Origin of the sequence: Amycolatopsis sp. NPDC006131, from assembly GCF_040614175.1 — a bacterium.
GTDB lineage: Bacteria > Actinomycetota > Actinomycetes > Mycobacteriales > Pseudonocardiaceae > Amycolatopsis_E > Amycolatopsis_E tucumanensis.
Genome location: NZ_JBEXTX010000067.1, coordinates 1 through 25,864 on the forward strand (window position 1 = coordinate 1; position 25,864 = coordinate 25,864).

General features: G+C 71.8%; 27 protein-coding genes. 16 read left to right on the top strand and 11 right to left on the bottom strand.

Translation table 11 applies throughout. The annotated features are described in order from the left end of the window. The 4 genes from ABZ215_RS28455 to ABZ215_RS28470 all read left to right on the top strand — a co-directional run. Positions 1-984, top strand: a 984-nt coding sequence (locus ABZ215_RS28455; protein ID WP_354952937.1) for a hypothetical protein, incomplete at its 5' end; no start/stop codon positions are given. Positions 985-1,109: 125 nt separating this feature from the next. Further along, positions 1,110-1,574, top strand: a complete 465-nt coding sequence (locus ABZ215_RS28460; protein ID WP_237336097.1) for a hypothetical protein — start codon at positions 1,110-1,112, stop codon at positions 1,572-1,574. 2 nt (positions 1,575-1,576) lie between these two features. Further along, positions 1,577-2,029 (top strand): hypothetical protein, encoded by a 453-nt coding sequence (locus ABZ215_RS28465; protein ID WP_235716252.1) that lies wholly within the window; start codon positions 1,577-1,579, stop codon positions 2,027-2,029. 9 nt (positions 2,030-2,038) lie between these two features. Beyond that, complete coding sequence (locus ABZ215_RS28470; RefSeq protein WP_354952939.1) at positions 2,039-3,196, top strand: cystathionine gamma-synthase; 1,158 nt, start codon at positions 2,039-2,041, stop codon at positions 3,194-3,196. Between the two features lie 40 nt (positions 3,197-3,236). Here the strand turns inward: ABZ215_RS28470 and ABZ215_RS28475 are convergent, their stop codons facing one another. Continuing rightward, positions 3,237-3,518: a hypothetical protein gene (locus ABZ215_RS28475; protein WP_354952941.1), complete on the bottom strand. Its 282-nt coding sequence runs from the start codon at positions 3,516-3,518 to the stop codon at positions 3,237-3,239. A 77-nt stretch (positions 3,519-3,595) separates the two neighbouring features. On the opposite strand from ABZ215_RS28475, the gene ilvA reads away from it, so the two are divergent. After that, a complete protein-coding gene (gene ilvA / locus ABZ215_RS28480; RefSeq protein WP_020421490.1) occupies positions 3,596-4,801 on the top strand; it encodes a threonine ammonia-lyase in 1,206 nt (401 codons plus the stop codon). On the opposite strand, the gene hppD is transcribed toward ilvA, so the two are convergent. Continuing rightward, positions 4,798-5,961 carry a 4-hydroxyphenylpyruvate dioxygenase gene (hppD, locus tag ABZ215_RS28485; RefSeq protein WP_354952943.1) on the bottom strand — a complete coding sequence of 388 codons (1,164 nt, stop codon included), beginning with the start codon at positions 5,959-5,961 and terminating at the stop codon, positions 4,798-4,800. The genes ilvA and hppD overlap by 4 nt on opposite strands. Before the next feature lie 119 nt (positions 5,962-6,080). On the opposite strand from hppD, the gene ABZ215_RS28490 reads away from it, so the two are divergent. Next, entirely contained in the window at positions 6,081-6,554 is a 474-nt protein-coding gene (locus ABZ215_RS28490; protein WP_354952945.1) for an Lrp/AsnC family transcriptional regulator, read from the top strand. Here the strand turns inward: ABZ215_RS28490 and ABZ215_RS28495 are convergent. The 3 genes from ABZ215_RS28495 to ABZ215_RS28505 all read right to left on the bottom strand — a co-directional run bounded on the left by ABZ215_RS28495 (position 6,533) and on the right by ABZ215_RS28505 (position 8,575). Next, entirely contained in the window at positions 6,533-7,324 is a 792-nt protein-coding gene (locus ABZ215_RS28495) for a hypothetical protein (RefSeq protein WP_020421487.1), read from the bottom strand. The genes ABZ215_RS28490 and ABZ215_RS28495 overlap by 22 nt on opposite strands. A 138-nt stretch (positions 7,325-7,462) precedes the next feature. After that, the gene (gene greA / locus ABZ215_RS28500) at positions 7,463-7,960 is read right to left on the bottom strand and encodes a transcription elongation factor GreA (protein ID WP_027936366.1); all 498 of its coding nucleotides are present in this window, start codon (positions 7,958-7,960) and stop codon (positions 7,463-7,465) included. A gap of 189 nt (positions 7,961-8,149) precedes the next feature. Continuing rightward, on the bottom strand, positions 8,150-8,575 hold the full coding sequence (locus tag ABZ215_RS28505; protein ID WP_027936365.1) for a DUF4307 domain-containing protein: 426 nt from the start codon (positions 8,573-8,575) through the stop codon (positions 8,150-8,152). Between the two features lie 103 nt (positions 8,576-8,678). On the opposite strand from ABZ215_RS28505, the gene mca reads away from it, so the two are divergent. Genes mca through ABZ215_RS28530 form a run of 5 tightly spaced genes read left to right on the top strand, consistent with a single transcriptional unit; the run spans position 8,679 to position 14,535 of the window. Further along, positions 8,679-9,590 carry a mycothiol conjugate amidase Mca gene (gene mca / locus ABZ215_RS28510; protein WP_017984807.1) on the top strand — a complete coding sequence of 304 codons (912 nt, stop codon included), beginning with the start codon at positions 8,679-8,681 and terminating at the stop codon, positions 9,588-9,590. Next, positions 9,587-9,907, top strand: coding sequence for a hypothetical protein (locus tag ABZ215_RS28515; RefSeq protein WP_354952948.1), 321 nt, complete (start codon positions 9,587-9,589; stop codon positions 9,905-9,907). The genes mca and ABZ215_RS28515 overlap by 4 nt, the downstream gene beginning before the upstream one ends. Positions 9,908-9,944: 37 nt before the next feature. Next, complete coding sequence (locus tag ABZ215_RS28520) at positions 9,945-11,975, top strand: thioredoxin domain-containing protein (protein WP_354952950.1); 2,031 nt, start codon at positions 9,945-9,947, stop codon at positions 11,973-11,975. Positions 11,976-12,030: 55 nt separating this feature from the next. Continuing rightward, positions 12,031-12,603, top strand: a complete 573-nt coding sequence (locus ABZ215_RS28525; protein WP_354708967.1) for a hypothetical protein — start codon at positions 12,031-12,033, stop codon at positions 12,601-12,603. A 42-nt stretch (positions 12,604-12,645) separates the two neighbouring features. Next, the gene (locus ABZ215_RS28530) at positions 12,646-14,535 is read left to right on the top strand and encodes an acyl-CoA dehydrogenase (RefSeq protein ID WP_354952952.1); all 1,890 of its coding nucleotides are present in this window, start codon (positions 12,646-12,648) and stop codon (positions 14,533-14,535) included. A 249-nt stretch (positions 14,536-14,784) separates the two neighbouring features. Here the strand turns inward: ABZ215_RS28530 and ABZ215_RS28535 are convergent, their stop codons facing one another. Next, positions 14,785-15,030 carry a hypothetical protein gene (locus ABZ215_RS28535; RefSeq protein ID WP_354952954.1) on the bottom strand — a complete coding sequence of 82 codons (246 nt, stop codon included), beginning with the start codon at positions 15,028-15,030 and terminating at the stop codon, positions 14,785-14,787. An 85-nt stretch (positions 15,031-15,115) separates the two neighbouring features. Here ABZ215_RS28535 and ABZ215_RS28540 point away from each other — a divergent pair, with 85 nt between their 5' ends. Further along, positions 15,116-15,694 carry a TetR family transcriptional regulator C-terminal domain-containing protein gene (locus tag ABZ215_RS28540; RefSeq protein ID WP_354952956.1) on the top strand — a complete coding sequence of 193 codons (579 nt, stop codon included), beginning with the start codon at positions 15,116-15,118 and terminating at the stop codon, positions 15,692-15,694. 106 nt (positions 15,695-15,800) lie between these two features. On the opposite strand, the gene ABZ215_RS28545 is transcribed toward ABZ215_RS28540, so the two are convergent. Further along, positions 15,801-16,481, bottom strand: a complete 681-nt coding sequence (locus tag ABZ215_RS28545; protein WP_354952958.1) for a TetR/AcrR family transcriptional regulator — start codon at positions 16,479-16,481, stop codon at positions 15,801-15,803. Positions 16,482-16,549: 68 nt separating this feature from the next. Between ABZ215_RS28545 and ABZ215_RS28550 the strand changes: the two genes are divergently transcribed. Continuing rightward, positions 16,550-17,662 carry an FAD-dependent monooxygenase gene (locus tag ABZ215_RS28550; RefSeq protein WP_354952960.1) on the top strand — a complete coding sequence of 371 codons (1,113 nt, stop codon included), beginning with the start codon at positions 16,550-16,552 and terminating at the stop codon, positions 17,660-17,662. 7 nt (positions 17,663-17,669) lie between these two features. On the opposite strand, the gene ABZ215_RS28555 is transcribed toward ABZ215_RS28550, so the two are convergent. After that, positions 17,670-18,335, bottom strand: a complete 666-nt coding sequence (locus ABZ215_RS28555) for a hemolysin III family protein (RefSeq protein ID WP_020421475.1) — start codon at positions 18,333-18,335, stop codon at positions 17,670-17,672. Between the two features lie 89 nt (positions 18,336-18,424). On the opposite strand from ABZ215_RS28555, the gene ABZ215_RS28560 reads away from it, so the two are divergent. Both ABZ215_RS28560 and ABZ215_RS28565 read left to right on the top strand, forming a co-directional pair. After that, a complete protein-coding gene (locus tag ABZ215_RS28560; RefSeq protein ID WP_020421474.1) occupies positions 18,425-19,201 on the top strand; it encodes an isoprenyl transferase in 777 nt (258 codons plus the stop codon). A 418-nt stretch (positions 19,202-19,619) separates the two neighbouring features. After that, complete coding sequence (locus tag ABZ215_RS28565) at positions 19,620-20,933, top strand: PhoH family protein (protein ID WP_020421473.1); 1,314 nt, start codon at positions 19,620-19,622, stop codon at positions 20,931-20,933. Positions 20,934-20,972: 39 nt separating this feature from the next. Here the strand turns inward: ABZ215_RS28565 and ABZ215_RS28570 are convergent, their stop codons facing one another. Then, a complete protein-coding gene (locus ABZ215_RS28570) occupies positions 20,973-22,412 on the bottom strand; it encodes a GuaB1 family IMP dehydrogenase-related protein (RefSeq protein ID WP_354952962.1) in 1,440 nt (479 codons plus the stop codon). Positions 22,413-22,442: 30 nt separating this feature from the next. On the opposite strand from ABZ215_RS28570, the gene ABZ215_RS28575 reads away from it, so the two are divergent. Then, on the top strand, positions 22,443-22,892 hold the full coding sequence (locus tag ABZ215_RS28575) for a DUF309 domain-containing protein (protein ID WP_354952964.1): 450 nt from the start codon (positions 22,443-22,445) through the stop codon (positions 22,890-22,892). A 582-nt stretch (positions 22,893-23,474) separates the two neighbouring features. Here the strand turns inward: ABZ215_RS28575 and ABZ215_RS28580 are convergent. After that, positions 23,475-24,458 (bottom strand): ABC transporter substrate-binding protein, encoded by a 984-nt coding sequence (locus ABZ215_RS28580; RefSeq protein ID WP_354952966.1) that lies wholly within the window; start codon positions 24,456-24,458, stop codon positions 23,475-23,477. A 20-nt stretch (positions 24,459-24,478) separates the two neighbouring features. Next, positions 24,479-25,498, bottom strand: a complete 1,020-nt coding sequence (locus ABZ215_RS28585; RefSeq protein WP_354952968.1) for an iron ABC transporter permease — start codon at positions 25,496-25,498, stop codon at positions 24,479-24,481. Positions 25,499-25,864: the final 366 nt, after the last annotated feature.

Consider the following 25,864-nt stretch of genomic DNA (forward strand, 5'->3'; position numbering starts at 1 on the left):
GGCTTCGGGCAGCAGGGCTTCGGGCAGCAGCAGCAGCCCGGTTTCGGGCAGCAGCAGCAGCCGGGCCCGTACGGCCAGCCGCCGCAGGGCTACGGCCCGCCGTCGGGTGGCTTCGGCCAGCCGCAGGGCTTCGGCGCGCCGGGTTACCCCCAGCAGGGTGGCGGCGCCGGTGCGGGCAACAACCAGCTCTTCGGCTACATCGCCGGCGGTGTCGCGGCGCTCCTGGGTCTGCTCTCGGCCATCTTCGTCCTGGTCGACTTCGGTGACGCGAGTGACTACTCGGACGCGTACGACTCGTTCAGCGAGCAGGCCGACCAGCTGGGCCTGCCGAGCCCGGGCCTGGTCTGGTTCTACCTGATCATGATCCTGGTCGGCGGCCTCGCGGCCCTGGCCGGTGGCGTGCTGATCGCGCTCGCCGGACGCCTCAGCTCCTCGCTGAGGAAGATCGCGCCGATCGTCACCGCGGTCGGCGGATTCCTCCTCCTGCTGTTCGCGATCCTGTTCATGACCGCGTTCCCGAGCGAGGTGGACACGCCCGGCAAGGCGATCATGTACCTGATCTTCGGCATCGTGGTGCTGGCGATCGGTGCGCTCGGCCTGGTCCCGGCCACGAAGCAGTTCGTCGGCCTCGGCGATGGCGGCCAGCAGGGCGGCCCGGGCGGCTTCGGCGGTCCCGGCGGCTTCGGCGGCCCCCAGAGCGGTGGCTTCCCGCAGCCGGGTCAGCCCGGTCAGTTCGGGCAGCCGCACGGCCAGCCCCAGTACGGTCAGCCCGGCGGGCCGAACCCGCAGAGCGGCGGCTTCCCGCAGCCCGGTCAGTACGGCCAGCCGCAGCAGCAGCCCGGTTACGGCCAGCCTGGCCAGTACGGGCAGCAGCCCGGCTACGGCCAGCCCGGCCAGTTCGGCCAGCAGCCGGGTCAGTACGGCCAGCCGCCGCAGCAGCCCGGCCAGTACGGCCAGCCCGGTCAGCCGCCCCAGCAGTGGTGACCAGCTGATCTGACGACGATGCCCCCGGCACGCGCCGGGGGCATCGTCTTTTTCCCAGTTGATGTCCGCGCGCTGGGAACGCGGCTAGGGTGAGCGCCGGAACGGACCGATCCCCCGGGGGCCCTGTGACGAGTCGAAACGGCCACGAGCCGCGTCCCAGCGGGACCACCGCGATCCTCGCCGGCCTGCTCGGGCTGGCGCTGGCCGGCCTGCTGGCTTACCTGCCGCTGAAGTTCTTCGTCGACTACGGCTTCGCCGGCATGGACGGCAAGGTGCGCACCGTCCTCGTCGTCTACTCGGCGGCCGCGCTGGTCCTGCTCGCCGGCGCGCTGACCACGTTCTTCCGCGCGGTCGCCGGCGCGGTGTTGCTGCTGGTCGGCGGGCTGCTCGCGGTCGCAGCGGTGATCTGCGAACCGGTCCTGCTCTACCCCGGCTACTTCGGGGACTTCTTCGCCGCCATGTTCCGCTTCGCCCCCGCCGACGCGTTCGTGCGGGTCGGCGCGGTGGTCGGCGGCCCGCTCGTGTTCGTCCTCGCGGTGCTTCCGTGGACCTTCCGGTACCTGCGGCACCGCCCGGCTGGTAGTTGGTAGTGGTGACCTTTCCGTCCCAATCCGAAGCGGCCGCGGCGTCCCGCGGCGGCGGCGCCGGCATCACGGCGGCCGTCCTGGCCCTGCTCGGCGGCCTGTTCCACCTGGTCGGCGTCGCCGGTGGCGCGGTGCTGCTCGCCGGTGACGGCGACCTCGGGCGCAGCCTGCTGACGTTCGCCACCCACCTGGTGCTCGCCGCGGCGCTCATCACCGGCGGGGTCGGGCTGGTGCTGGCCAAGGAGTTCGGCCGCGTCGCGACGATCATCGGCGCGGCCGCGGCGCTCTTCGTGTACGTGCTGGTGCTGGTGCTCGGCGCGTTCGGGGTGTACTTCCTCGGCCTCCTCGACGGCGACGTGCCGCTCGGCTACGTCGGCGTGCTGTGCGTGCCCGCGATCGGCACGCTGGTGCTGGCGTGCCTGCCGCCCACCGGGCGATGGGTGACCCAGGGCTGGTCGTAGGCTGGGGAAATGACGCACGACCTTTCCCGCTCCGGCTTCGAGACGCGCGCCATCCACGCAGGTCAGGAGCCTGACCCGCGGACAGGTGCGGTCATCGTGCCCATCTACCAGACCTCCACCTACGCGCAGGACGGCGTCGGGGGCACCCGTGAGGGTGACTACGAGTACTCCCGCACCGCGAACCCGACGCGCACCGCGCTGGAGCAGGCCCTGGCCTCGCTCGAGGGCGCGCGGCACGGCCTGGCGTTCGCCTCCGGCATGGCCGCCACCGACGCGGTGCTGCGGACCGTGCTGCGGCCCGGCGACCACCTGGTCCTGGGCAACGACGCCTACGGCGGCACCTTCCGGCTGATCGACAAGGTGCTGAAGCTGTGGGGCGTCGAGTACGGCGTCGCGGACCTGTCGAACCCGGACGAGGTGCGTGCCGCGGTCCGCCCGGAGACGAAGCTGATCTGGTGCGAGACGCCGTCCAACCCGCTGCTCGGCATCGCCGACCTCGCGGTGCTGGCGGAAATCGCCCACGGCGCCGGTGCCCGCCTCGTCGTCGACAACACGTTCGCCACGCCGTACCTGCAGACGCCGCTGGCGCTCGGCGCCGACATCGTCGTGCACTCGACCACCAAGTACCTGGGCGGGCACTCGGACGTCGTCGGCGGCGCCGTGCTGACCGACGAGGACGAGCTGCGCGACCAGCTGTTCTTCCTGCGCAACTCGGCGGGCGCGGTGCCCGGCCCGTTCGACGCCTGGCTCACCCTGCGCGGCCTCAAGACGCTCGCCGTGCGCATGGACCGGCATTGCGACAACGCCGAGCAGATCGCCGAGATGCTGTCGGCGCACCCGAAGGTCGCCGAGGTGTACTACCCGGGCCTGTCCGGGCACGCCGGTCACGAGGTGGCGGCCAAGCAGATGCGCCGCTTCGGCGGCATGATCTCGTTCCGCCACGCCGACGGCAGGCAGGCCGCGCTGGACACCGCGGCGCGCACGGAGCTGTTCATCCTGGCCGAGTCGCTCGGCGGCATCGAATCGCTGATCGAGCACCCCGGCCAGATGACGCACGCGAGCGTGGCCGGCTCGATGCTCCAGGTGCCCGACGACCTGCTGCGGCTGTCCGTCGGCATCGAGGACGTCCGCGACCTGAGCGACGACCTGCGCGCGGCCTTGGGCTGAGAGGCGACGGCGGGGGAGCGTCGCGGCGCTTCCCCGCCCGTCAGGGCCGGTAGTTGTTCAGCTCGGCCGTCTTGGCGTCACCGGCCGTGGTGCCGGTGCGGATGCCCTCCAGGTCGGAGCCGTTCACGCACCCGCCGACCAGCTCGACGTAGTTGTCGTGCCGGATGTACTGGGCCGGGTCGCCGCAGTTGGCCCGGTCGACCGTGTAGACCGCCGCGCCGGTGAGGGCCAGGGCGGACGTGACGCCCGCGAGCAACGGCAGCAGGCCGGCCGCACGCGTGGCGCGGCGGACCCGTCCGCCCGTTTCACCCCGTGCTGGCATGGCTACTCCCGATTCGCCGTACTGACCGGCTCCCAGGGTACCGAAACCCGTGAGGTTCGAGTGGCATGATCCGGGATATGGATCTGGTGGACGTCGACCGCATCCGCGAGGCGCGGAAGCTGCTCGAGGGGATCATCCGCGTCACGCCGATGGAGCACGCGCGTGATCTGGAGCGGGCACATGGTGGCGCGGTCCACCTGAAGTGCGAGAACCTGCAGCGCACCGGCTCGTTCAAGATCCGCGGCGCCTACACCCGCCTGCACGGCCTGAGCGCCGAGGAGCGGGCGCGCGGGGTTGTGGCGGCCAGCGCGGGCAACCACGCGCAGGGTGTCGCGCTCGCGGCGTCGCTGCTGGGCATCTCGTCGACCGTCTTCATGCCGACGCGCGCGCCGCTGCCCAAGCTCGCCGCCACCCGCGGCTACGGCGCGGACGTGCACCTGCACGGCGACGTGCTGGAGGAGACCCTGGCCGAGGCGGTCGCGTTCGCGGAGCGGACCGGCGCGGTGTTCATCCACCCCTTCGACCACGCGGACATCATCGCCGGGCAGGGCACCGTCGGGCTGGAGATCCTGGAGCAGGTGCCGGAGGCGGCCACGGTGCTGGTGCCGACCGGCGGTGGCGGGCTCGTCGCGGGGGTGGCCTGTGCGGTGAAGGCGTCGCGGCCGGACGTGCGGGTCGTCGCGGTGCAGGCCGAGGACGCGGCCGCGTTCCCGCCGTCGCTCGCCGCCGGTGGCCCGGTGCGCCTGCGGGAGATGCAGACGATGGCCGACGGGATCGCGGTCGGCCAGCCGGGGCCGGTGAGCTTCGCGCACGTGGCCGCGAAGGTCGACGACGTCCTCACGGTGTCGGAGGAGTCGCTGTCCCGCGCGGTGCTGCTGTGCCTGGAGCGTCGCAAGCTGGTCGTGGAACCGGCGGGTGCCGCGGCGGTGGCGGCGTTGCTGCAGTACCCCGGCGAGTTCGCGGCGCCGGTGGTGGCCGTGGTGTCCGGCGGCAACGTGGACCCGTTGCTGTTGCTGCAGATAATCCAGCACGGCATGACGGCGGGCGGGCGTTACCTGGCGCTGCGGCTGCGTGTGCCGGACCGGCCGGGGTCGCTGGTGTCGGTGCTGTCCCGGGTGCGGGACCTCGGCGCCAACGTCCTGGACGTCGAGCACTCGCGGATCTCCGGCGCGCTGGCCCTCGGCGAGGTCGAGATCGCGCTCAAGCTGGAAACCCGCGGGCCCGACCACTGCGAAGAGGTCCACGCCGAGCTCCAGCGCGCCGGGTTCACCGTCGTCGGCTAGAGGTTGCCGCGGCGCTCCTGCTCGCGCTCGATGGCCTCGAACAGGGCCTTGAAGTTGCCCTTGCCGAAGCCGAGCGAGCCGTGCCGTTCGATCAGCTCGTAGAACACGGTGGGCCGGTCGCCGACCGGCTTGGTGAAGATCTGCAGCAGGTAGCCGTCCTCGTCGCGGTCGACCAGGATGCGGTGCTCCTTCAGCGTCTCGATCGGCACCCGCACCTCGCCGATCCGCGCGCGCAGCTCCGGGTCGTCGTAGTAGGAGTCCGGGGTGTCCAGGAACTCCACGCCCGCGGCGCGCATCGCGGTCACCGTGCCGACGATGTCGTTCGTGGCCAGCGCGATGTGCTGGCACCCGGCGCCGCCGTAGAACTCCAGGTACTCGTCGATCTGCGACTTCTTCTTCGCCACCGCGGGCTCGTTGAGCGGGAACTTCACGCGGTGGTTGCCGTTGGCGACGACCTTGCTCATCAGCGCCGAGTACTCGGTGGCGATGTCGTCGCCGACGAACTCGGCCATGTTCGTGAAGCCCATGACGCGGTGGTACCAGTCCACCCAGTGGTCCATCTTGCCGAGCTCCACGTTGCCCACGCAGTGGTCGACGGCCTGGAACAGCCGCTTGCGCTGCGGCGTCTCCCGCGCCTGGAAGCCGGGCAGGTACGGGCCCGCGTAGCGGGAGCGGTCGACGAGGCTGTGCCGGGTCTCGCCGTAGGTCGCGATCGCGGCCCTGCGCAGGGTGCCGTGCTCGTCGGAGACGTCGTGCGGCTCCTCCAGGACCGTGGCGCCCTGTGCCCGCGCGTGCGCCACGCACTTGTCCACATCGGACACTTCAAGCGCGAGGTCGACGACGCCGTCGCCGTGGCGGCGGTGGTGGTCGAGCAGCGGCGAATCAGGCCGGACGCCGCCGGTGATGACGAAGCGCGCGGAACCCGACTTCAGCACGAACGCCTTGTGGTCCGGCTGCCCGGTCTCCGGCCCGGCGTAGGCGACGAGCCGCATGCCGAACGCGTGCTGGTAGTACCACGCGGTCTGGGTGGCGTTGCCGGCGATGAACACGACGGCATCGAGCGATTTCACGGGGAACGGGTCGGCGGTCTCATCGTGCTCGACCAAACCGACGAGCTGGCGCAACTGGTCGTAGTCGACATCGTCGAGAGCGTTCGTCATGTCTGGCAGAATGCGTAGTTCGTCGCATCCTGGGCAACAGTGGCGCATTTCCCTGGACACATTGACCAGTGTTCGCCGAGGATGATCTATCAAATCGGGCAATGTGACCAGGAGGATGCGTGGACGCGCTCGACGCCCGGCTGTTGCTGTTGCTCACCGACTCGCCGCGGCTGAACGTGCTGGACTGCGCGCGACGGCTCGGCGTCGCCAGGGGCACCGTGCAGGCGCGCCTGGACCGGCTCACCGAACAGGGCATCCTCGGCGGCTTCCCGCCGCAGCTGAACCTGGCGGCGATGGGGTACGGGCTGACCGCGTTCGCGGTGATCGAGATCGCGCAGGGTCAGCGCACCTCGGTGTCCGAGGCGCTGGACGCGATCGAGGAGGTCTGCGAGGTGCACGCCACCACCGGGCAGGGCGACCTGTTCGTCCGGATGGTGGCGTGCGACCACGACGACCTGCAGCGGGTCATCGACGCCGTGGTGAGCGTGCCGGGCGTGCGCCGCACGTCGACGTCGCTGGCCCTGTCCACGCCCGTGCCGCCGCGCGTCCGTCCGCTGCTGGAACGGCTCGCCTACGAAACGAACTCCAAGTAGCGCTTGGCCGAGCGCTGCACGACGTCGTAGCCGTCCTGCCGCACCACCGCGTCCCACCACGCGCCGTAGATCGCGTCGAAGCGGTAGCCGGCGAGGATCTCCGCGGCGCGCCGCACGACCGCCGGCCGTTCCGGGATCAGGTTCGGGTAGCTGTACATGAACCCGACGTGCTTGCGGTCCGGGATCACCTGCACGATGTCGCCGGACAGCAGCGCGCCCCGGCCCTCCTCGCCGCCGGACCAGTGCAGGACCGTGCCGCCGGTGAAGTGCACACCCAGGTTGACCAGCGTGAGGCCGTCGCCGACCTGCTTGGTCTGGCCGCTCCACAGCTCGATGCGCTCGTCCGGGCGGCCGATCCACTCGCGGTCGCCCTCGTGCAGGTAGACCGGCACGTCGAAAGTGCGGGCCCACTCGACGCAGGTCGTGTAGTAGTGCGGGTGGCTGATCGCGATGCCGGTGATGCCGCCGCGGCTGGTGATGTGCTCGGCGATCGTGTCGTCCAGGTAGGCGGTGAGGTCCCAGAGGAAGTTGCCGCTCGCGGTCTCCACGAAGAGGGCGCGCTGGCCGATGCCGAACTTCGGGGTGCAGGCGATGCCGGTGAGGCCGGTGCCTTCTTGCCTGATGACCGGCTCGTGCTCGGCTTTCAGGGTGGCGAAGTCGGTCCACCGCTGGCCCGATGGGGGGACGTACTGGCGTTCGTCCTCGCAGATGGGGCAGTCCGCGCGGGGGGAGGCGTACTGCATGCCGCAGGTCACGCAGATGGGGTTCATGTCGTGTGACGCTACGCGGTTTTCCTGGGGCCGGGCTTCGCTTTTGCTTCGCTACGCCCGCGCGGGACCGCACACAGCGAAGCGGCTGCTCCGGGCGATGCTCCCGCCCGGAGCAGCCGCTCCGAAAAAGTGTGGGTCTCAGCCGGAGTAGGGCACGGCCTTGACCAGCGTCACCTTCTGCGTGCTCCCGTTGGGCAGCTCGTACTCGCGCGACTCGCCTTCCTTCGCGCCCAGCAGGGCCTTGCCCAGGGGTGACTCGGGGGAGTACACGTCGAGTTCGCCCTCGGCGCCCTCTTCGCGCGTGGCGAGCAGGAACTTCTCGTCCTCGTCGTCACCTTCGTAACGCACGGTGAGGACCTTGCCCGGCTCGGCGACCCCGTCGTTCTTCGGGGCCTCGCCGACCTTCGCCGACCGCAGGAGTTCCTGCAGGTGGCGGATGCGGGCCTCCTGCTGGCCCTGCTCCTCGCGGGCAGCGTGGTAACCGCCGTTCTCGCGGAGGTCGCCTTCTTCGCGGCTGGCGTTGATCTTCGCAGCGATGACCGGACGATTCTCGATCAGCTCGTCGAGCTCGTGCTTGAGCCTGTCGTAGGCTTCCTGGGTCAGCCAGGTCACCTGGGTGTCGCTCACGGCCACCATCTCCTCGTCGTGCCTGCCGGACATGGGTGTTCATGCCGGCAGCCGCACTCGACCGAGTGCGGCTGGATAAAGGAAAAACACGGCCCGTTCGGGCCGTGCCGGTAGATCAGGGTACCACGGCAGGGCAGGTCAGCGCCGGTGTCTTTCTCAGAAACCGGGCATTCGTCGCGTCATTCACCCCGTTGGCCGCTAACTCCTTGACAGATACTCCGGGATGTCGTAGGAGCAGCCGTACACGTCCGCGGTGACCGGGCGGTCGATGCTCCGCACGACCACGTCGACCCGGCTGTCGTTCGCCGGGATGTAGACCTCCCGCCGCCCGCTCTCGGCGCCGCTGATGTCCCGCGTCCGCACGATGCACACGCCCGGCCGGTCCGGCTCGTCCCGCGTCACGTTCAGCGAGATCGTCATCGCGTTGCCGGGCAGCTCCGCGAACGTGACGCGTTCCGCACTGATGGGCGCGGCACCCAGGTTCACGTACCCGATCCACGCGACGGCGCAGCTCACGACCAGCGCGATCCCGGTGAACACCCACACGCGCCAGCGGCGGCTCGGCCTGCGGGGCCGCCCGTATCGGCCGTCCGGCAGCGACGGCGGGGCGCTGGCGGTGCTCAAGTGCCGGGCCTCCGATCGAACTTGTCGTACCCCCGGGGACAATGGAGGCAACCGCAGTATCTCTCCGGGGCGGAATAGGGATTCAGAAGGGGTCGTTGGACGCATGGTGGGTTCTGACGAGCTGATGTCCGGAACGGGATCGCGCCTGCGTCTCATGGCGGTGCACGCACATCCCGACGACGAGTCGAGCAAGGGTGCGGCCACCATGGCGCGCTACGTCGCCGAGGGTGCCGAGGTCATGGTCGTGACCTGCACCGGAGGCGAGGCCGGGAGCATCCTCAACCCGGCCATGGACCGGCCCGAGGTGCTGGCCAACATGTCCGCCATCCGCCGCGAGGAGATGGCCAAGGCCGCCAAGATCCTCGGCGTCCAGCACCGCTGGCTGGGCTTCGTGGACTCCGGCCTGCCGGAGGGCGACCCGCTGCCCCCGCTGCCGGAGGGCTGCTTCGCGCTCACCCCGCTCGAGGAGCCGGTGCGCGAGCTGGTCAAGGTCATGCGCGAGTTCCGCCCGCACGTCGTGCTGACCTACGACGAGAACGGCGGCTACCCGCACCCGGACCACATCCGCACCCACGAGGTCTCCATGGCGGCGTTCGACGCCGCCGCCGAGCCGGACAAGTTCCCCGAAGCCGGCGAGCCGTGGCAGGCGCTCAAGCTGTACTACATGCACGGCTTCTCCCGCGCCCGCATGCAGGCCTTCCACGACGCGCTCGTCGAGGCCGGCCTGGAGTCGCCGTACGCGGAGTGGCTCGGCAAGTGGGACCCGGACCGCGCGGACGTCATGGAGCGCGTCACCACGCGCATCGAATGCGCCGACTACTTCGAGGTCCGCGACGAGGCGCTGAAGGCGCACGCCACCCAGATCGACCCGAACAGCCGGTGGTTCTTCGTGCCGCTGGACATGCAGCGCCGGGTGTGGCCGACGGAGGAGTACGAGCTGGTCCGCTCGCTCGTGGACAGCACGCTGCCCGAGGACGACCTGTTCGCGGGCGTCCGTGAGAAGGTGAACACATGAGTCTCTTGTTGCCGGTGACGGCGCCGGTCGCCACGACCGCCCTCGTCCTCGCGCAGCAGCCGGGCAACGGCGACAACGGCGGCCAGGGCGAGGACTTCGGCAAGTCCTCGCCGCTGGGGTTCCTGATCCTCCTGCTGTTCCTCATCGCCGTCGCCCTGCTGGTGCGCTCGATGACCAAGCACCTCAAGCGCGTCCCGGCCACCTTCGACCCGGAGGAGAAGGCCGAGGCCGACGCCGCCGAGGCGAAGGACGAAGACGAGGCGGGGAAGTCCGCACCCGAGCCGGTCAAGCAGCCGGAGAAGAGCGAGAGCAGCTAGCGCGGCGGCTCTCCGGGTGCCGTGACACCCTGGTGGCATGGCCAACCGACTCGCCGCCGCGACGAGCCCCTACCTGCTGCAGCACGCCGAAAACCCGGTCGACTGGTGGCCGTGGAGCGCCGAGGCGCTCGCCGAGGCCAAGCGCCGGGACGTGCCGATCCTGCTCTCGATCGGTTACGCCGCGTGCCACTGGTGCCACGTCATGGCCCACGAGTCCTTCGAGGACGCCGAGACCGCGCGCCTGATGAACGAGCACTTCGTCAACATCAAGGTCGACCGCGAGGAGCGTCCCGACATCGACGCGGTCTACATGACCGCGACCCAGGCGATGACCGGCCAGGGCGGCTGGCCGATGACCTGCTTCCTCACCCCCGACGGCGAGCCGTTCCACTGCGGCACCTACTACCCGCCCGAGCCGCGGCCGGGCATGCCGTCGTTCCAGCACCTCCTCGTCGCCGTCGCCCAGGCCTGGCAGGAACGCCGCGACGAACTGCGCGAGGGCGCGGGCAAGATCGTCGAGCACCTCGCCGGGCAGCTCGGGCCGCTGCCGCCCGCCCCGGTCGACGCCGGCGTGCTCGACGCCGCCCTGCTGAAGCTGACCGGGGAGGCCGACCGCGCACGCGGCGGTTTCGGTGGCGCGCCGAAGTTCCCGCCGTCGATGGTGCTGGAGTTCCTGCTGCGCCACCACGAACGCACCGTGTCCGCCGAGGCGCTGTCCCTTGTGGAATCGTGCGCCGAGGCGATGGCCCGCGGCGGCATCCACGACCAGCTCGCCGGCGGCTTCGCCCGCTACTCCGTCGACGCGTCCTGGGTCGTGCCGCACTTCGAAAAGATGTTGTACGACAACGCTTTGCTGCTGCGGGTGTACGCGCACCTGGCCCGCCGCACCGGCTCCGCCCTGGCCGCCGAAGTCGCTCGCATGACCGGTGAGTTCCTGCTCGCCCGCCTCCGCACGGAACAGGGCGGGTTCGCCGCGTCGCTCGACGCGGACACCCTCGGCGAGGAAGGCCTGACCTACGTGTGGACGCCCGCGCAGCTGCGTGAGGTGCTCGGCGACGACGACGGCGCGTGGGCCGCGGAACTGTTCAGCGTCACCGAATCCGGCACGTTCGAGCACGGCGCCTCGGTGCTGCAGCTGCTCCGCGACCCGGACGACCGGGAGCGCTTCGAGCGGGTCCGCTCCGCGCTGCTGGCCGCCCGCGACGAGCGTCCCCAGCCGGGCCGGGACGACAAGGTGATCGCGGCCTGGAACGGCCTCGCCATCACCGCGCTGTGCGAGGCGGGCGTGGCGCTCGACGAGCCGCACTGGGTGGCCGCGGCGCAGGAGGCCGCGTCCGCGGTCCTCGGCATCCACTTCCGCGACAGCCGCCTGCGCCGCAGCTCGCGTGACGGCACGGCCGGTGACGCGGCGGGCGTGCTGGAGGACTACGGCTGCCTGGCCGAGGGACTGCTGGCCCTGCACCAGGCGACCGGCGACCCGCGCTGGCTCACCGAAGCGGTGAACCTGCTCGACACCGCGCTCGCCAATTTCGCCGTCGCGGACACCCCGGGCGCGTACCACGACACGGCGGACGACGCCGAGGTCCTCGTGCACCGGCCGTCGGACCCGACTGACAACGCCAGTCCCTCCGGCGCATCCGCGCTGACGAACGCGCTGGTCACGGCCTCGGTGCTGGTCGGGCCGGACCGGTCCGCGCGGTACCGGGCAGCCGCCGAGGAGGCCGTGCACCGGACGGGCCGGCTGATCGCCAAGGCCCCGCGCTTCGCCGGGCACTGGCTCACCGCGGCCGAGGCGCTGCTGGCCGGGCCCGTCCAGGTCGCCATCGCCGGCCCGGACTCGACTGAGCGGGACCTGCTGCGCGCGGTGGCCGCCCGTCGTGCGCACGGCGGCGCGGTCGTGCTGGCCGGGGAGCCCGACGCGGAGGGGGTGCCGCTGCTCGCGGACCGGCCGCTGGTGGCCGGTCAGGCCGCGGCCTACGTGTGCCGCGGTTACGTCTGCGACCGGCCCGTGACCAGCCCTGATGACCTGGTCTCAGCTTTGTCCGCCCGCAGTGAACAGGGGATCTGACGCGCTCGTTCCGGCGTAGCGTGTGTTGCACCGTAATCATGTAATCGCGGAGGCGATGGACATGCGCACACACGCACAGTGGGGACGAGGCTGGAAGGGCCGCGGCCAGGCCGAAGTGCCGCCGGCGGACGACGCGGCGGGCTGGTTCGCCGGGCGGCTCCCCGACGGCTGGTTCACCGGAACCCCGGACATCACCGTGGACCGCGAGGAGATCCTGATCGTCGGCGAACTGCCGGCGCTCACCGACGAGTTCGCCGACGACGCCGCCCGCGCCGCCGCCGAGTCGGGGCGCATCAGCCGGTTCCGCGAGGAGACCCGCGAGCACCGCATCGAGATCGCGCGCCAGGCCGAGCACCGGTACCAGCGCAAGGTGTCCTGGGGCGCGCGCCTCGGCGGCACCGAAGAGTTGTTCACCACACAGTCGGTGCCGGTGATGACGCGCCTGCGCCAGCCCGAGCGGCTGGTGCTCGACACGCTCGTCGACGCGGGCGTCGCGCGGTCCCGGTCGGACGCCCTGGCCTGGGCAGTCCGGCTCGTCGGGCAGCACGCCGAGGAGTGGCTCGGCGAGCTGCGCGAGGCCATGTCGAAGGTCGACGAACTGCGCCGGGAGGGGCCGGATCTGGGCTGAGCTCGCCGTGCGGGACCGCGGAAGTTACGCCAGAGTAGGAACATGAACCCCGATGCGTTGACCGCGGTACTGGATGGACAGTGGGCCCAGCTGCGCCGGGAGATTCGCGCGCAGTACGCCGGGTACGACCTCGACGAGCCCTACGACCTGAGCACCGAGGAGTACCGGGCCTGGGTGCTGGAGCGCCTGCGGGAACTGGCCAAGAGCGGCTGGCACCGGCTCGGATTCTCCCGCGAGTACGGCGGCGGGGGAGACATCGGCGGCTCGGTGGTGTCGTTCGAGATGCTCGGCTACGGCGACCTGTCGCTGATGGTGAAGTCCGGTGTGCAGTGGGGCCTGTTCGGCGGCGCGATCCAGCTGCTCGGCACGGCGCCGCACCACGAGCGGTACCTGGCCCGCATCATGGACCTGGACCTGCTCGGCTGCTTCGCCATGACCGAGACCGGGCACGGCTCGGACGTGCAGCACCTGCGCACCACGGCCACCTACGACCCGGCCACGCGCGAGTTCGTCATCGACACACCGGACGAGCAGGCGCGCAAGGACTACATCGGCAACGCGGCGCGGCACGGCCAGATGGCGGTGGCGTTCGCGCAGCTCGTCACCGGCGGGGAAAGCCGTGGCGTGCACGCCTTCGTGGTGCCGATCCGGGACGAGACGGGCGCGCCGATGCCGGGCGTGGAGATCGGTGACGACGGCCGCAAGGCGGGCCTGAACGGCGTCGACAACGGGCGCCTGACGTTCCACTCCGTGCGCGTGCCGCGGGACGCGCTGCTCAACCGGTACGGCGACGTGACCGAGGACGGCACCTACACGAGCCCGATCGAGAGCGACAACCGCCGGTTCTTCACCATGCTGGGCACGTTGATCCGCGGCCGGATCAGCGTGGCGGGCGGCGCGATCCACGCGACCGAGCGGGCGCTGGCGATCGCGACCCGGTACGCGGAGAAGCGCCGCCAGTTCGGCCGTCCCGGCGCGGACGGCGAGACGGTGCTGCTGGATTACCGGGCGCACCAACGGAAACTGCTGCCGGCGATCGCGCGCACCTACGCGCTGCACTTCGCGCACGAGGAGCTGACCCGGGCGCTGCACGACATCCAGGGCACCGCGGACGCCGAAGAACGGGCGCAACGCGAGCTGGAATCCCGTGCCGCGGGCATCAAGGCGATCGCGACCTGGCACGCGACCCGCAGCATCCAGACGGCGCGGGAAGCGTGTGGTGGCGCGGGATACCTGTCGGAGAACCTGCTGCCCGCGCTGAAGGCCGACACCGACGTGTTCACCACGTTCGAGGGCGACAACACGGTGCTGCTGCAGCTGGTCGCGAAGGGCCTGCTGACCAGCTACCGCGACCACTTCGCCGATCTGAGCCCGCTGGCGACCGCCCGGTTCGTGGCCGAGCAGTTCGTCGGCGCGGTGATCGAGCGGACCGCGGCGCGCAAGGTGATCGAGCGGCTGGTGGACGCCGCGCCCGGCCGGGACGACGACGATGTGCTGTTCGACCGCGGCTGGCAGGTGAAGCTGTTCGAGGACCGCGAGCAGCACGTGCTGGAGGGCTGTGCGCGGCGGCTGCGCCGGGCCGCGGAGGCAGACCCGTTCGAGGTCTTCAACGACGCGCAGGACCACGTGCTGCGTGCGGCGAAGGTGCACGTCGAACGGATCGTGCTGGAGGCGTTCGTCGCCGCCATCGACCGGTGCGCGGACCAGGACGCGCGCGCCCTGCTGGAGCGGGTGTGCGACCTGTACGTGCTGTCGAACGTCGAAGAGGACCGCGCGTGGTTCCTCGAACACGGCCGGCTGACGTCGGCGCGGGCGAAGGCGGTGGTCGCCGCGGTGAACGACCTGTGCGCCGAGCTCCGCCCCCACGCGCGACTGCTCGTGGACGGCTTCGCGGTGCCGGAACCGTTCCTGCGCCCCGCGATGCTGCGTTAGGCGCGCGTGCTGCCGTTTTGTTGTTCGGCACGAGCTCCCGGCCGGAGTGGGACCTCGGCGAGGTGCGCCGGGAGATGGCGGTGATTCGGTCGCCACCACCGGTTTGCCGTGGGCGAAGCCTGGCGCAACGTGTTCGCGTTACCTCGACCTGGCCTCCTGCGGCGTGGTGAAGCTGACCGATTCCGGCCCGCGGCCGAAGGCCGTGTTCCACGGGCCTACAGCGCCGGCCGGGTCGCGGCCGGCGCCGCGTCAGGTGCGCTTCTTCTCCTTGGCGGTGCCGAGCGCCAGGATCGCGACGACCATCGCCATCACCACGGCGCTCGGCACCACGTACCGCCACGCGCCGGCCAGGTCCAGCCCGCCGAAAAGCCAACCGAACACCCCACCCTGCCGTGCGCCGAGAATCGCCTGGACCAGCGGGACCGCGCCGAGCTGGATGCCGGTCACGAGGCAGACCAGTTGCGCGGCGTCGTATCCCGGCGTCTTCGTCGCCATGAGCACCCCCACGGTGTTTTTGCAATGCGTCTGCATTGTAAGAACGAGCCGGACGGCAATGCAAGTGCATTGCTAAACTTGGCATGTGCCCAGGCAAGTCGATCACGACCAGCGCCGCGCCGAACTGGCCGAAGCCCTGTGGCGGCTGGCAAGCACGCGCGGCATCGAGGCGGTGAGCCTGCGCGAGGTGGCCGCCGAGGCGGGGGTCTCGATGGGCCGGGTGCAGCACTACTTCGCGTCCAAGGACGACATGCTCGCGTTCGCGCTGGAGCTGGCGAACGAGCGCGCGGGGGCGCGGATCCGGGCGCGCCTGGCCGGGGATCCCGGCCCGGAGCGGATCCTGCGCGAGGTGCTGACCGAGATGCTCGGCCTGAACGCGGAGAGCAGGCAGTTCCTCCTGCTCGGCATCGCCTTCCTCAACCGCGCGATCACCAGCGAGGCCATCGCGACCCGGATGTCCGACGGCGACGCCGAGCTGCGCGGCTTCCTGGCGAGCCTGGTCGCCGCGGCAGTCGGTGAGCGGCGCGGCGTCGACCCGGAGCGGGAGGCGCGCATCCTGATCCAGCTGGCCGCCGGACTGGGCGTCGAGGTGGCCCTGGGGCAGACCGACCCGGACGAGGCGGTCGCCACGGTGGACTACTACCTCCGGCGACTGCTCGGCTGACGAACGTGATGCCCGGACCCGGATGTTCGTGCTCGCGGCCGCGATCGTGCTCGCGTTCCGGACCAGCGGGAAGCTCGCGGTCGGCGCGATGGAGCGCCTGACGCGGTCAGCGGGCGAGGTGGGCGCCGATGCCGTCGAGCAGGAAGTCCAGCCCCCTGCGGAACGTGGCGTCCGCGTCCGGCCTGCTGCCGTCGCGGACGAAGGCGGCCAGCGCGGGGTATCGGCCCGTCGCGAAGGCCCGTTCCAGGTACGGCCAGGACGCCGCCTGCCACTGCGTCTTGTCCATCCCGCTGGCCCGCTCGGCGCGCCGCTCGGCGATCTCCCGCCGCACGGCGCCGATGACGTACGAGTCGACGGCCGCGACCACCGGCAGGACGGCGTCCGCATCCACGCCGCGCAGCCCGGCGACCACCGCCTCCAGCCTGGCCAGCGCGTTCGGGCCGAGCTGGGGTCGTCCGCCGAGCAGGTCGGCGAGCCATTCGTGCCGGTGGACAGCCTGCCGCGTGGCTTCGGCGAGTGACCGCAGCACCTCCCGCCAGCCCTCGCCGGAGGGCCGGATCTCCGCCTGCACCGCGTCGACCATCAGGTCGAGCAGCTCCTCCTTGGTTTCGAGGTAGCCGTACAACCGCATCGGGCCGACGCCCAGCTCGGCGGCCACCTTGCGCAGCGACACGGCATCCAGGCCGTCCGCGTCGGCCAGCCGGATCGCCGCCTCGACGATCCGCTCCCGGCTCAGCGGCGCGGGCGCCGGACGGCTCGGCGGCTCGGGCCTCTCCCACACCAGCATGCGTTGACGATACATCGCATCCCGCAATACGGTGTATCGTAGAAATACACTGTATCGAAGGAGCGCTCGTGAACATCGCCATCGTCGGTGCCGGCCTCGGCGGGCTGGCCCTCGCCCGCGTGCTGCACGTGCACGGCATCGAGTCGGTCGTCTACGAACGCGACTCGTCGCGGCACGCGCGCGGCCAGGGCGGCATGCTCGACATCCACTCCGGGCAGCAGGCGCTGCGCGAGGCCGGGCTGTTCGACGGGTTCCAGGCGATCGCCCGGGGCGCGGGCCAGGACATGCGGCTCCTGGAACCCGACGGCACCCTGCTGCTGCAGGAGGACACGCCCGACGACGCCCCGCTCGACCGGCCCGAGGTGGACCGCGCCGACCTGCGTGACCTGCTCCTCGACTCCCTCCCCGAACACACCGTGCGCTGGGGGCACGCCTTCCAGTCCGCGGCCGACGGCGTGCTGCGCTTCGCTGACGGCCGCACCGCGGCGTACGACCTGCTGGTCGGCGCCGACGGCGCGGAATCCCGGGTGCGCCCGCTGCTCACCGACGCCCGGCCGGTGCACACCGGCCAGAACACCATCGAACTCGGCATTCCGGACATCGACCGCACCCACCCGGACCTCGCGGCGATGGTCGGACGCGGCAACTACTGGGTGCTCGGCGACCGCCGGTCCCTGTCCGCGCAGCGCAACGGCGACGGCCGCGTCCGCGTCTACCTCAGCTTCCACACCGGCGCGGACTGGCTGGCGACCAGCGGCATCCCGTTCGACGACCCCGCCGCGGCCAGGGCGCGCCTGCTCGACCTGTTCGCCGACTGGCACCCGCGGATCACCGCGCTGATCGCGGCCTGCGACGACACCATCGTGCCGCGCGCGATCACCACGCTGCCGGTCGGCGTGACCTGGCCCGCGAAACCGGGCGTCACGCTGCTCGGCGACGCCGCGCACCTGATGCCGCCGGTGGGGCAGGGCGCCAACATGGCGCTGCTCGACGGTGCCCGGCTCGGCCAGGCGCTGGCCGCGCACCCGGGCGACCTCGCCGCGGCGGTCGAGGAGTACGAGCGTGAGATGTTCGAACGCACCAGCGCGGCCGCCCGGCACTCCGCCCGCATCCAGGAAATGCTGGCGGCGCCGGACGCGGCCCGGCGCATGCTCGCCTTCTTCCAGCCGTCGGGCTGCTGACCGCCGCTCAGGCGTAGATCGCCAGCCAGACGGCGATGTAGTGCGAGATCGCGGCCAGCACGGTGCACGCGTGGAAGAACTCGTGGTAGCCGAAGGTGTTGGGCCAGTAGTTCGGCCACTTCACCGCGTAGAACACCGCGCCGACGGTGTAGAACAGGCCGCCGACCAGCAGCAGCACGAGCGCGGCCACCCCGGCGTGCGTGGCCAGCTCGGGCAGCACGAAGATCGCCACCCAGCCGAGCGCCACGTAGATCGGCACGCCGAGCCAGCGCGGCGCACCCGGCCACAGCATCTTCAGCGCCACCCCGGCCAGCGCGCCGCCCCAGACCACGCCCAGCACGACGTACCCGGTCGGCTTGGACATCGCGAGCAGCGTGAACGGCGTGTACGTGCCCGCGATGAACAGGAAGATCATCGAGTGGTCCGCGCGCTTCATCCACTGGTAGGCACGCGGGCTCCACAACCGGCGGTGGTACAGCGCGCTGACGCCGAACACGCCGAGCACGGTCACCCCGTACACCGACGTGGCCAGCGCGGCCAGGCCGGACACCGTCGCGCCGGCGAACGCGACCAGCGTCGCCACGCAGGCGAGCGCGCTGAAGAACGTCCAGAAGTGGATATGGCCGCGGAGCCGGGGGCGGGTGTCGACGAAGGGTTCGGTCTCTACGGTCACACCAACAAGGTTACGGCGACGTAGGTTCCGCGCCAGTCAACCGTGGCCCGGCCCACGTCGCTTTCGGACCCTGCGTACATTGGTTGGACGTGAGTCTTCGCTCCTTCGGGTCCAAGCTTGTCTACGGCATCTACAGCCGCCGTCTGATCCAGCAGGCCGCGGGCAAGCACCCGCGGCACATCGCGATCATGCTGGACGGCAATCGCAGGTGGGCACGGGAAGCCGGCTTCACCGACGTCGCCGACGGGCACCGCGCGGGAGCGCGCAAGATCGCCGACTTCCTCACCTGGTGCCGCGAGGCCGACGTCGAGGTCGTGACGATGTGGCTGCTGTCCACGGACAACCTCAGCCGCGCCACCGAGGAGCTCGAACCGCTCCTGGAGATCATCGCCGACGTCGTCGACGAGCTGGCCCACCCCGGCAACCCGTGGCGCATCCGGGTCGTCGGCGCGCTGGAGCTGCTGCCCGAGCCGATCGCCAAGCGCCTGCAGTCGGCCGCGGCGAGCACCGAGAAGCGCACCGGCATGGAGGTCAACGTCGCCGTCGGCTACGGCGGGCGGCAGGAGATCGCGGACGCGGTCAAGAAGCTGCTGCTCCAGCACGCCGACGAGGGCACGTCCATCCGCGAGCTGGCGAAGATCCTCGACGTCGACCACATCTCCGAGCACCTCTACACCTCGGGCCAGCCCGACCCCGACCTCATCATCCGCACCTCCGGTGAGCAGCGGCTGTCCGGTTTCCTGCTGTGGCAGTCGGCGCACTCCGAGTTCTGGTTCACGGAGGCCTACTGGCCCGCGTTCCGCAGGGTCGATTTCCTCCGCGCGCTCCGTGACTACGCGTGGCGGCACCGCCGTTTCGGTACTTGACAACACGTTCCGTGCCGATCCGTTGATTTCTCCTCTACCGACGGTGAGATGACAACCTGGTGAATCACCTGCCTGGCTGCCTGCACGAAACGGCGAACGCAGGTAACTTCCGAAGTGATGGCTCGTGACCTTGCGGACCATCACGGGAGGCCCTGGTAGTGGCGGTTGTAGAGCAGACGGCGCGTGAGCCGTTCGCGATACCCACGAGGGGGCCGGCGCCCGGCCCTCGTGGCCCTGCGCGCTGACGCGGAAGCGTCAGCGAAGAGCGGACCAGCCAGGGTGGTGCCCGGCCCAGCGAGTGTGGGCGTGGTGCCACGTCCACGAGGGAGATGCCGTCGTGACTACGCAGCGTTCGCCCCGTAAGGCCTCCGGCCGCTCACCGAATTCCGCGGAGGGCCCCGCAGAACCCCCGAGTTCCGTGCCAGGGCAGCACACCTATGTCCTGGACACCTCGGTTCTGCTGGCCGACCCGTGGGCCATCACGAGATTCGCCGAGCACGCCGTGGTCCTGCCGTTGGTCGTGATCAGTGAACTGGAGGCGAAACGGCATCACCCCGAACTGGGCTGGTTCGCGCGGGAATCCCTGCGTCAGCTCGACGACCTGCGGCTCAAGCACGGCCGCCTGGACGCCCCGATCCCGATCGGTGACTCCGGCGGCACCCTGCACGTCGAGCTGAACCACTCGGACCCGACGGTCCTGCCGCCCGGGTTCCGCACCGACTCCAACGACCATCGGATCCTGGCCTGCGCGCTGAACCTCAAGGTCGAGCGCGAGGCGGTCACCCTGGTCACCAAGGACATCCCGCTGCGCGTCAAGGCGGGCGCCGTCGGCCTGCCCGCCGACGAGTACCGCGCGCTGGAGGTCGCACCGTCCGGCTGGACCGGGATGGTCGACGTGGAGGTGCCGCAGGAGGCGGTCGACGCGCTGTTCCGCGACGGTGTCGTCGACCTGGCCGAATACGGGCTGCCCGAGGTGGGCGAATCGCCCTGCCACACCGGTCTGCGGCTGGTCGCCGGTTCCGGCAGCTCGTCCGCACTGGGCAGGCTGACCCCGGCCAAGAAGGTCAAGCTGGTCCGCGGTGACAAGGAGGCGTTCGGTCTGCACGGCCGCTCGGCCGAGCAGCGGATCGCGCTGGACCTGCTGCTCGACCCGGACATCGGCATCGTGTCGCTCGGCGGCCGCGCCGGCACCGGCAAGTCCGCGCTCGCGCTGTGCGCCGGTCTGGAGTCGGTGATGGAACGCCGCGAGCACCGCAAGGTGGTCGTGTTCCGGCCGGTGTACGCCGTCGGCGGCCAGGACCTCGGCTACCTGCCGGGGTCGGAGTCGGAGAAGATGCAGCCGTGGGCGCAGGCGGTGTTCGACACCCTCGGCGCCCTGGTCAGCCAGGACGTGCTGGACGAGGTGTTCGACCGCGGCATGCTGGAGGTCCTGCCGCTGACGCACATCCGCGGCCGGTCCCTGCACGACTCGTTCGTGATCGTGGACGAGGCGCAGTCGCTGGAGCGCAACGTGCTGCTCACCGTGCTGTCGCGGCTGGGCACCGCGTCCCGCGTGGTGCTCACGCACGACGTCGCGCAGCGGGACAACCTGCGCGTCGGGCGCCACGACGGCGTGTCGGCGGTGATCGAGAAGCTGAAGGGCCACCCGCTCTTCGCGCACGTCACCCTGACCCGCTCGGAGCGGTCGCCGATCGCCGCGCTGGTCACGGAGATGCTGGAGGACCACGGGTAAGGGTGGGCGGGGCCGCCTCGGGTGAGGCGGCCCCGTTCCTCACCAGCCGGCGGGCAGCGGCCGCCCTTCGGCGAAGCCGGCGGCCGACTGGATGCCCAGCACCGCGCGGCGGTGGAAGTCCTCGATGTCCCGCGCGCCCGCGTAGGTGAACGCGGAGCGGACACCCGAGCAGATCTCGTCGATCAGGTCCTCGACGCCGGGGCGCTGCGGGTCGAGCAGCATCCGCGACGACGAAATGCCCTCCTCGAACAGGGCCTTGCGGGCGCGCTCGAACACGTTGTCGGTGCGCGTGCGTGCGCCGACGGCCCGCTTCGACGCCATGCCGAACGACTCCTTGTAGGGACGGCCGTGCTCGTCGTACCGCAGGTCGCCGGGGGATTCGTGGGTGCCGGCGAACCAGGAACCGACCATCGCCGCGGACGCGCCGGCGGCGAGGGCCAGCGCGACGTCACGGGGGTGGCGGACGCCGCCGTCGGCCCACACGTGCTTGCCCAGCTCGCGGGCGGCCTTCGCGCACTCCAGCACCGCGGAGAACTGCGGGCGGCCGACGCCGGTCATCATCCGCGTGGTGCACATCGCGCCGGGGCCGACGCCGACCTTGACCACGTCCGCGCCCGCGTCGATGAGGTCGCGGGTGCCCTCCGCGGTGACCACGTTGCCGGCGACGACCGGCACCGCGGGCGAGACCGAGCGGACGGCCTTCAGCGCGGCGATCATCTTCTCCTGGTGGCCGTGCGCGGTGTCGACCACGAGCGTGTCGATGCCCGCGGCCAGCAGCGACTCGGCCTTGGCGGCGACGTCGCCGTTGATGCCCACGGCGGCGGCGACCCGCAGGCTGCCCTGGGCGTCCACGGCCGGGGTGTAGATGTCGGCGCGCAGCGCCGCGGTCTGGGTGAGGATCCCGGCGAGCTTGCCGTCGGCGTCCACACCCAGCGCGATCTGGGCGCCCGCGGCGTGCAGGCGCTCGAAGACCTCGCGGGAGGGGGTGTCGAGCGGGCAGGTCACGGGCGGCTCGTAGGCGACCTCGGCGACGCGCGCGAAGCGGTCGACGCCCGTGCAGGCGGCCTCGTCGACGATGCCCTGCGGGCGGCCGTCCTCGTCGACCACGACGACGGCGCCGTGCGCGCGCTTGCCGATCAGGTTGAGGGCGTCGGCGACCGCGTCACCGCCGGTGAGGACCAGCGGGGTGTCCCAGGTGGTGTGGCGGCTCTTGATCCAGCCGACGATGTCGGCGACCGCGGCCGGGTCGACGTCCTGCGGCAGGACGACGAGCCCGCCGCGCCGCGCGACGGTCTCGGCCATCCGCCGCCCCGCGACGGCGGTCATGTTGGCGACGACGATCGGGATCGTGGCGCCGGTGCCGTCGACGGTGGACAGGTCGACGTCGAAGCGCGATTCCACGGCCGAGCGGTTGGGCACGAGGAAGACGTCGTCGTAAGTGAGGTCGTGAGCGGGCCCGTGGCCATCGAGAAAACGCACGAGTCCCCAGACTACGGCACAATCGGCGCCATGGCCGATCGGGACCGCGACGCCGAGGGCAAGCCGCGAAACGCCCGCCCGCGCGACGGGCTGGGGCGGCCGCTGCCGTACGGGACGCCGGGGGTGGAGCGCCAGCCGGAGGGCATCGCGCGCACCCCGGCGGAGACGGTGGAGGAGGCCCAGCGCCTGTTGGACGCCGGCAGACCGTTCCACGCGCACGAGGTGTTCGAGGACGCGTGGAAGTCCTCCGACGGCCCGGACCGCGGGTTGTGGAAGGGACTGGCGCAGCTGGCGGTCGGACTGACGCACGCCGCACGCGGCAACGCGAAGGGCGCGGTGTCACTGCTGACCCGCGGCGCCACGGCGATCGAGCCCTACGCGGCGGAGTCCCCGCACGGGATCGACGTGGCCGCGCTGGTCGCGTGGGCTCGGGAAGGCGCGGAGGCGCCGGAGAACCTCCGCACCCCGCGGCTGAGCTGACGCGCCGCGGCGAACCCACCGCGCCCGGCGGACATGCCGCCCCGGCGGCCAAGGCGGCGCCACCGGCGGCCAAGGCACCACCGTGCCCGCCCGACATGCCGCCCGGGCGGCCAGCACAGCGCCACCGGCGGCCAACACGGCGCCACCGGCGGCCAACACGGCGCCACCGGCGGCCAAGGCGCCACCGTGCCCGCTCGACATGCCGCCCGGGCGGCCAGCACAGCGCCACCGGCGGCCAACACGGCGCCACCGGCGGCCAAGGCATCACCGTGCCCGCTCGACATGCCACCCGGGCGGCCAGCACAGCGCCACCGGCGGCCAACACGGCGCCACCGGCGGCCAAGGCATCACCGTGCCCGCCCGGCATGCCGCCCGGGCGGCCAGCACAGCGCCACCGGCGGCCAAGAGCGCCACCGGCGGCCAAGGCACCACCGTGCCCGCTCGACATGCCGCCCCGGGCGGCCAGCACAGCGCCACCGGCGGCCAGCACAGCGCCACCGCTGGCGGACGCCGCGCGCGCCGTGTTCGCCGCTCCGGCGCCGTGTTTGCCGTCCCGGTTGCCGTGTTGGCCGACCGCCGGGTTCAGACGACCTTGCGGGACGCCTCCAGGTTCGCGGCGAGGTTGTTCAGCGTGCGGGCCTGCGCCACGTAGTCCATCGACGAGAACTCCCACGGGAACACCTGCCCGGCGGCGGCCGCCGGCGTGCGGGCGAACGTGGCCTGCTGCATGAGCGTGTCCTTGTCCATCGCGCGCAGCGAGTACAGCACCACGTCGGCCGGGTACTTGCCGATGTTCTCCCAGCTGACCTGCTCCCAGTAGTACTTCGAGCCGCCCGGGTCGGGGTAGGTCAGGCCGAGCTCGGTGTAGCTGCGCAGCGCCGGGTCGTCGGCTGCCTTGCAGATGTAGACGCCGTCGCCGGGGTAGGCGGCGACCGCCATCACGGTGAGGCCCTTGCCTGCGGCGTTCTTGAACCTGGTGCGGGCGGTCTCGTAGGCCTGCTTGGCGTCCGCGGCCGGCTCGGTGCCCAGCGCCTTGACCATCTCCACGGTCCGGTCGACGACGTTGGTCGCGGAGCCGGCCATCTTCAGCGCGACGATCGGCGCGATCTCGGCGACGGCCTGCTGCTGGGTGACGTCCTTGAACCCGTACAGCGGCTGGGTCGGGTCGATCTTGCCCGTGCTGTCCACGGGGTAGGCGTGGGTGAGGATCAGGTCCGGCTTGGCGGCGGCGAGTGCCTCGATGTCGATCTCGCCGTAGGTGCGGCCGACCTCCTTGACCTGGCTGAGGTCGCGGCCGGTGAAGTTCACGTCGTCGGCGAGGCCGGTGTAGCCGAACGAGGCGACCGGCGTGATGCCGTAGTTCCACAGGGATGCGATGGCGTCGTTGAGGCCGGCGATGCGCGTCGGGCGGGCGTCGAGGTCGACCTTGGTTCCCAGGTCGTCGGTGAAGGACCAGGCACCGCCGCTCGCGGCCGAGTCCGATCCGCTCGAACCGCACGCGGCGAGCAGTCCGGTCGCGGCCACGGCCAGGCTGCCGGTGAGGAAGGTCCGGCGGGTCGCTGTCATGGAGTCACCTTTCTTCGGGGTCAACGTCGTCGGAGGAGGAGCCAGATGAGGTAGGGGGCGCCGATGGCGGCCGTGATCAGGCCGACCGGGACCTCCCAGCTGAACGCGGTGCGGCCGAGCAGGTCGGAGGCCTGGACGAGCAGGGCGCCGCCGAGCGCGGACGCGACCAGCGGTGGGCGGGACCCGCCGGTGAGGCGCAGCATGATCTGCGGGGTGACCAGCGCGACGAAGCCGATCGGCCCGGCGGCGGCGACCGCGGCCGCGGTGAGCCCGACGGCCACGCTGATCGTGCCCAGCCGGGACGCCTGGATGCGCACGCCCAGCCCGGCGGCCGCGTCGTCGCCGAGCTGGGTGACGGCGAGGGTGCGGGGCAGCGTGAGCGCGGCCGGGATGAGCAGCGCGGCGAGGATGAGCAGGGGGATCGCCTGGTCCCAGCTGACGGCGCTGATCGAGCCGACGAGCCACACCGTGGCCTGCGCGGCGCTGTTGATGCTGGCGAGGATGAGGAGCCAGCTGGTGAGCGCCGTGAGGACGGCGCCGCAGCCGATGCCGACCAGCACCAGCCGGAAGCCGTCGACGCCGTGGCGCCAGGAGAAGCCGTAGACGGCCGCGGCGGCGACGAGACCCCCGACGAGCGCGGCCACGGGCACGCCGATGGTGGTGATCCCGCTGGCGAGGCTGTAGACGCCGCCCCCGAAGACGATCACCGCGACCGCGGCCGCAGAGGCGCCCCCGGTGACGCCGAGGATGTCCGGGGTGGCGAGCGGGTTGCGGGAGATGGTCTGGGTGAGGGCCCCGGCCATGGCGAGGCACGCGCCGGCCAGGCACCCGGTGACCGCCCGCGGGACGCGCAGGTCGAACAGGATGTGCCGGTCGATGCGGTGCCCGCCGCCGGTGAGCAGCTCGGGCAGCCGGCCGAGCGGGATGGGGTACTCACCGAAGGTCACGCCCACCGCGGTGACCAGTAGGAGAGCCACGAGCACGATGAGGCAGACGGTGGCCGCGCGGGTGTTCCACCGCACGCCGAGGGTGGTGGTCATGCGTGCCCGCCTCCGCGGGTGACAAGGCCCGCCGAACGGGCTGCGTGGGGGCGATCGGAAGCGGACCAGCACGTGGGTGCGGTGCTGTGATGCGGACGGCGTGCGGAGGCACCGCTGCCGAGGATGGGTGGCGTGATGCTGGCTGGGGGTTGCGCCGCCGCGGCCGCTGTCGTGTGGCCGGCGGGCGGTGTGGCACTGGCTGCGACTGCGTGTCGGGTTGCGGGTGCGGGGCGTGTGTGTGGCATCAGAGCTTCACCAGCCTGGTGCGGATGTCGTGCAAACGCGCTGCTGTCGCAGGATGGCCGGCCTGATGCCGGCCGGGGGTTGCGCCGCGGTCGCGTTCGGGTGGTTGGGGTGGCGCTGGCT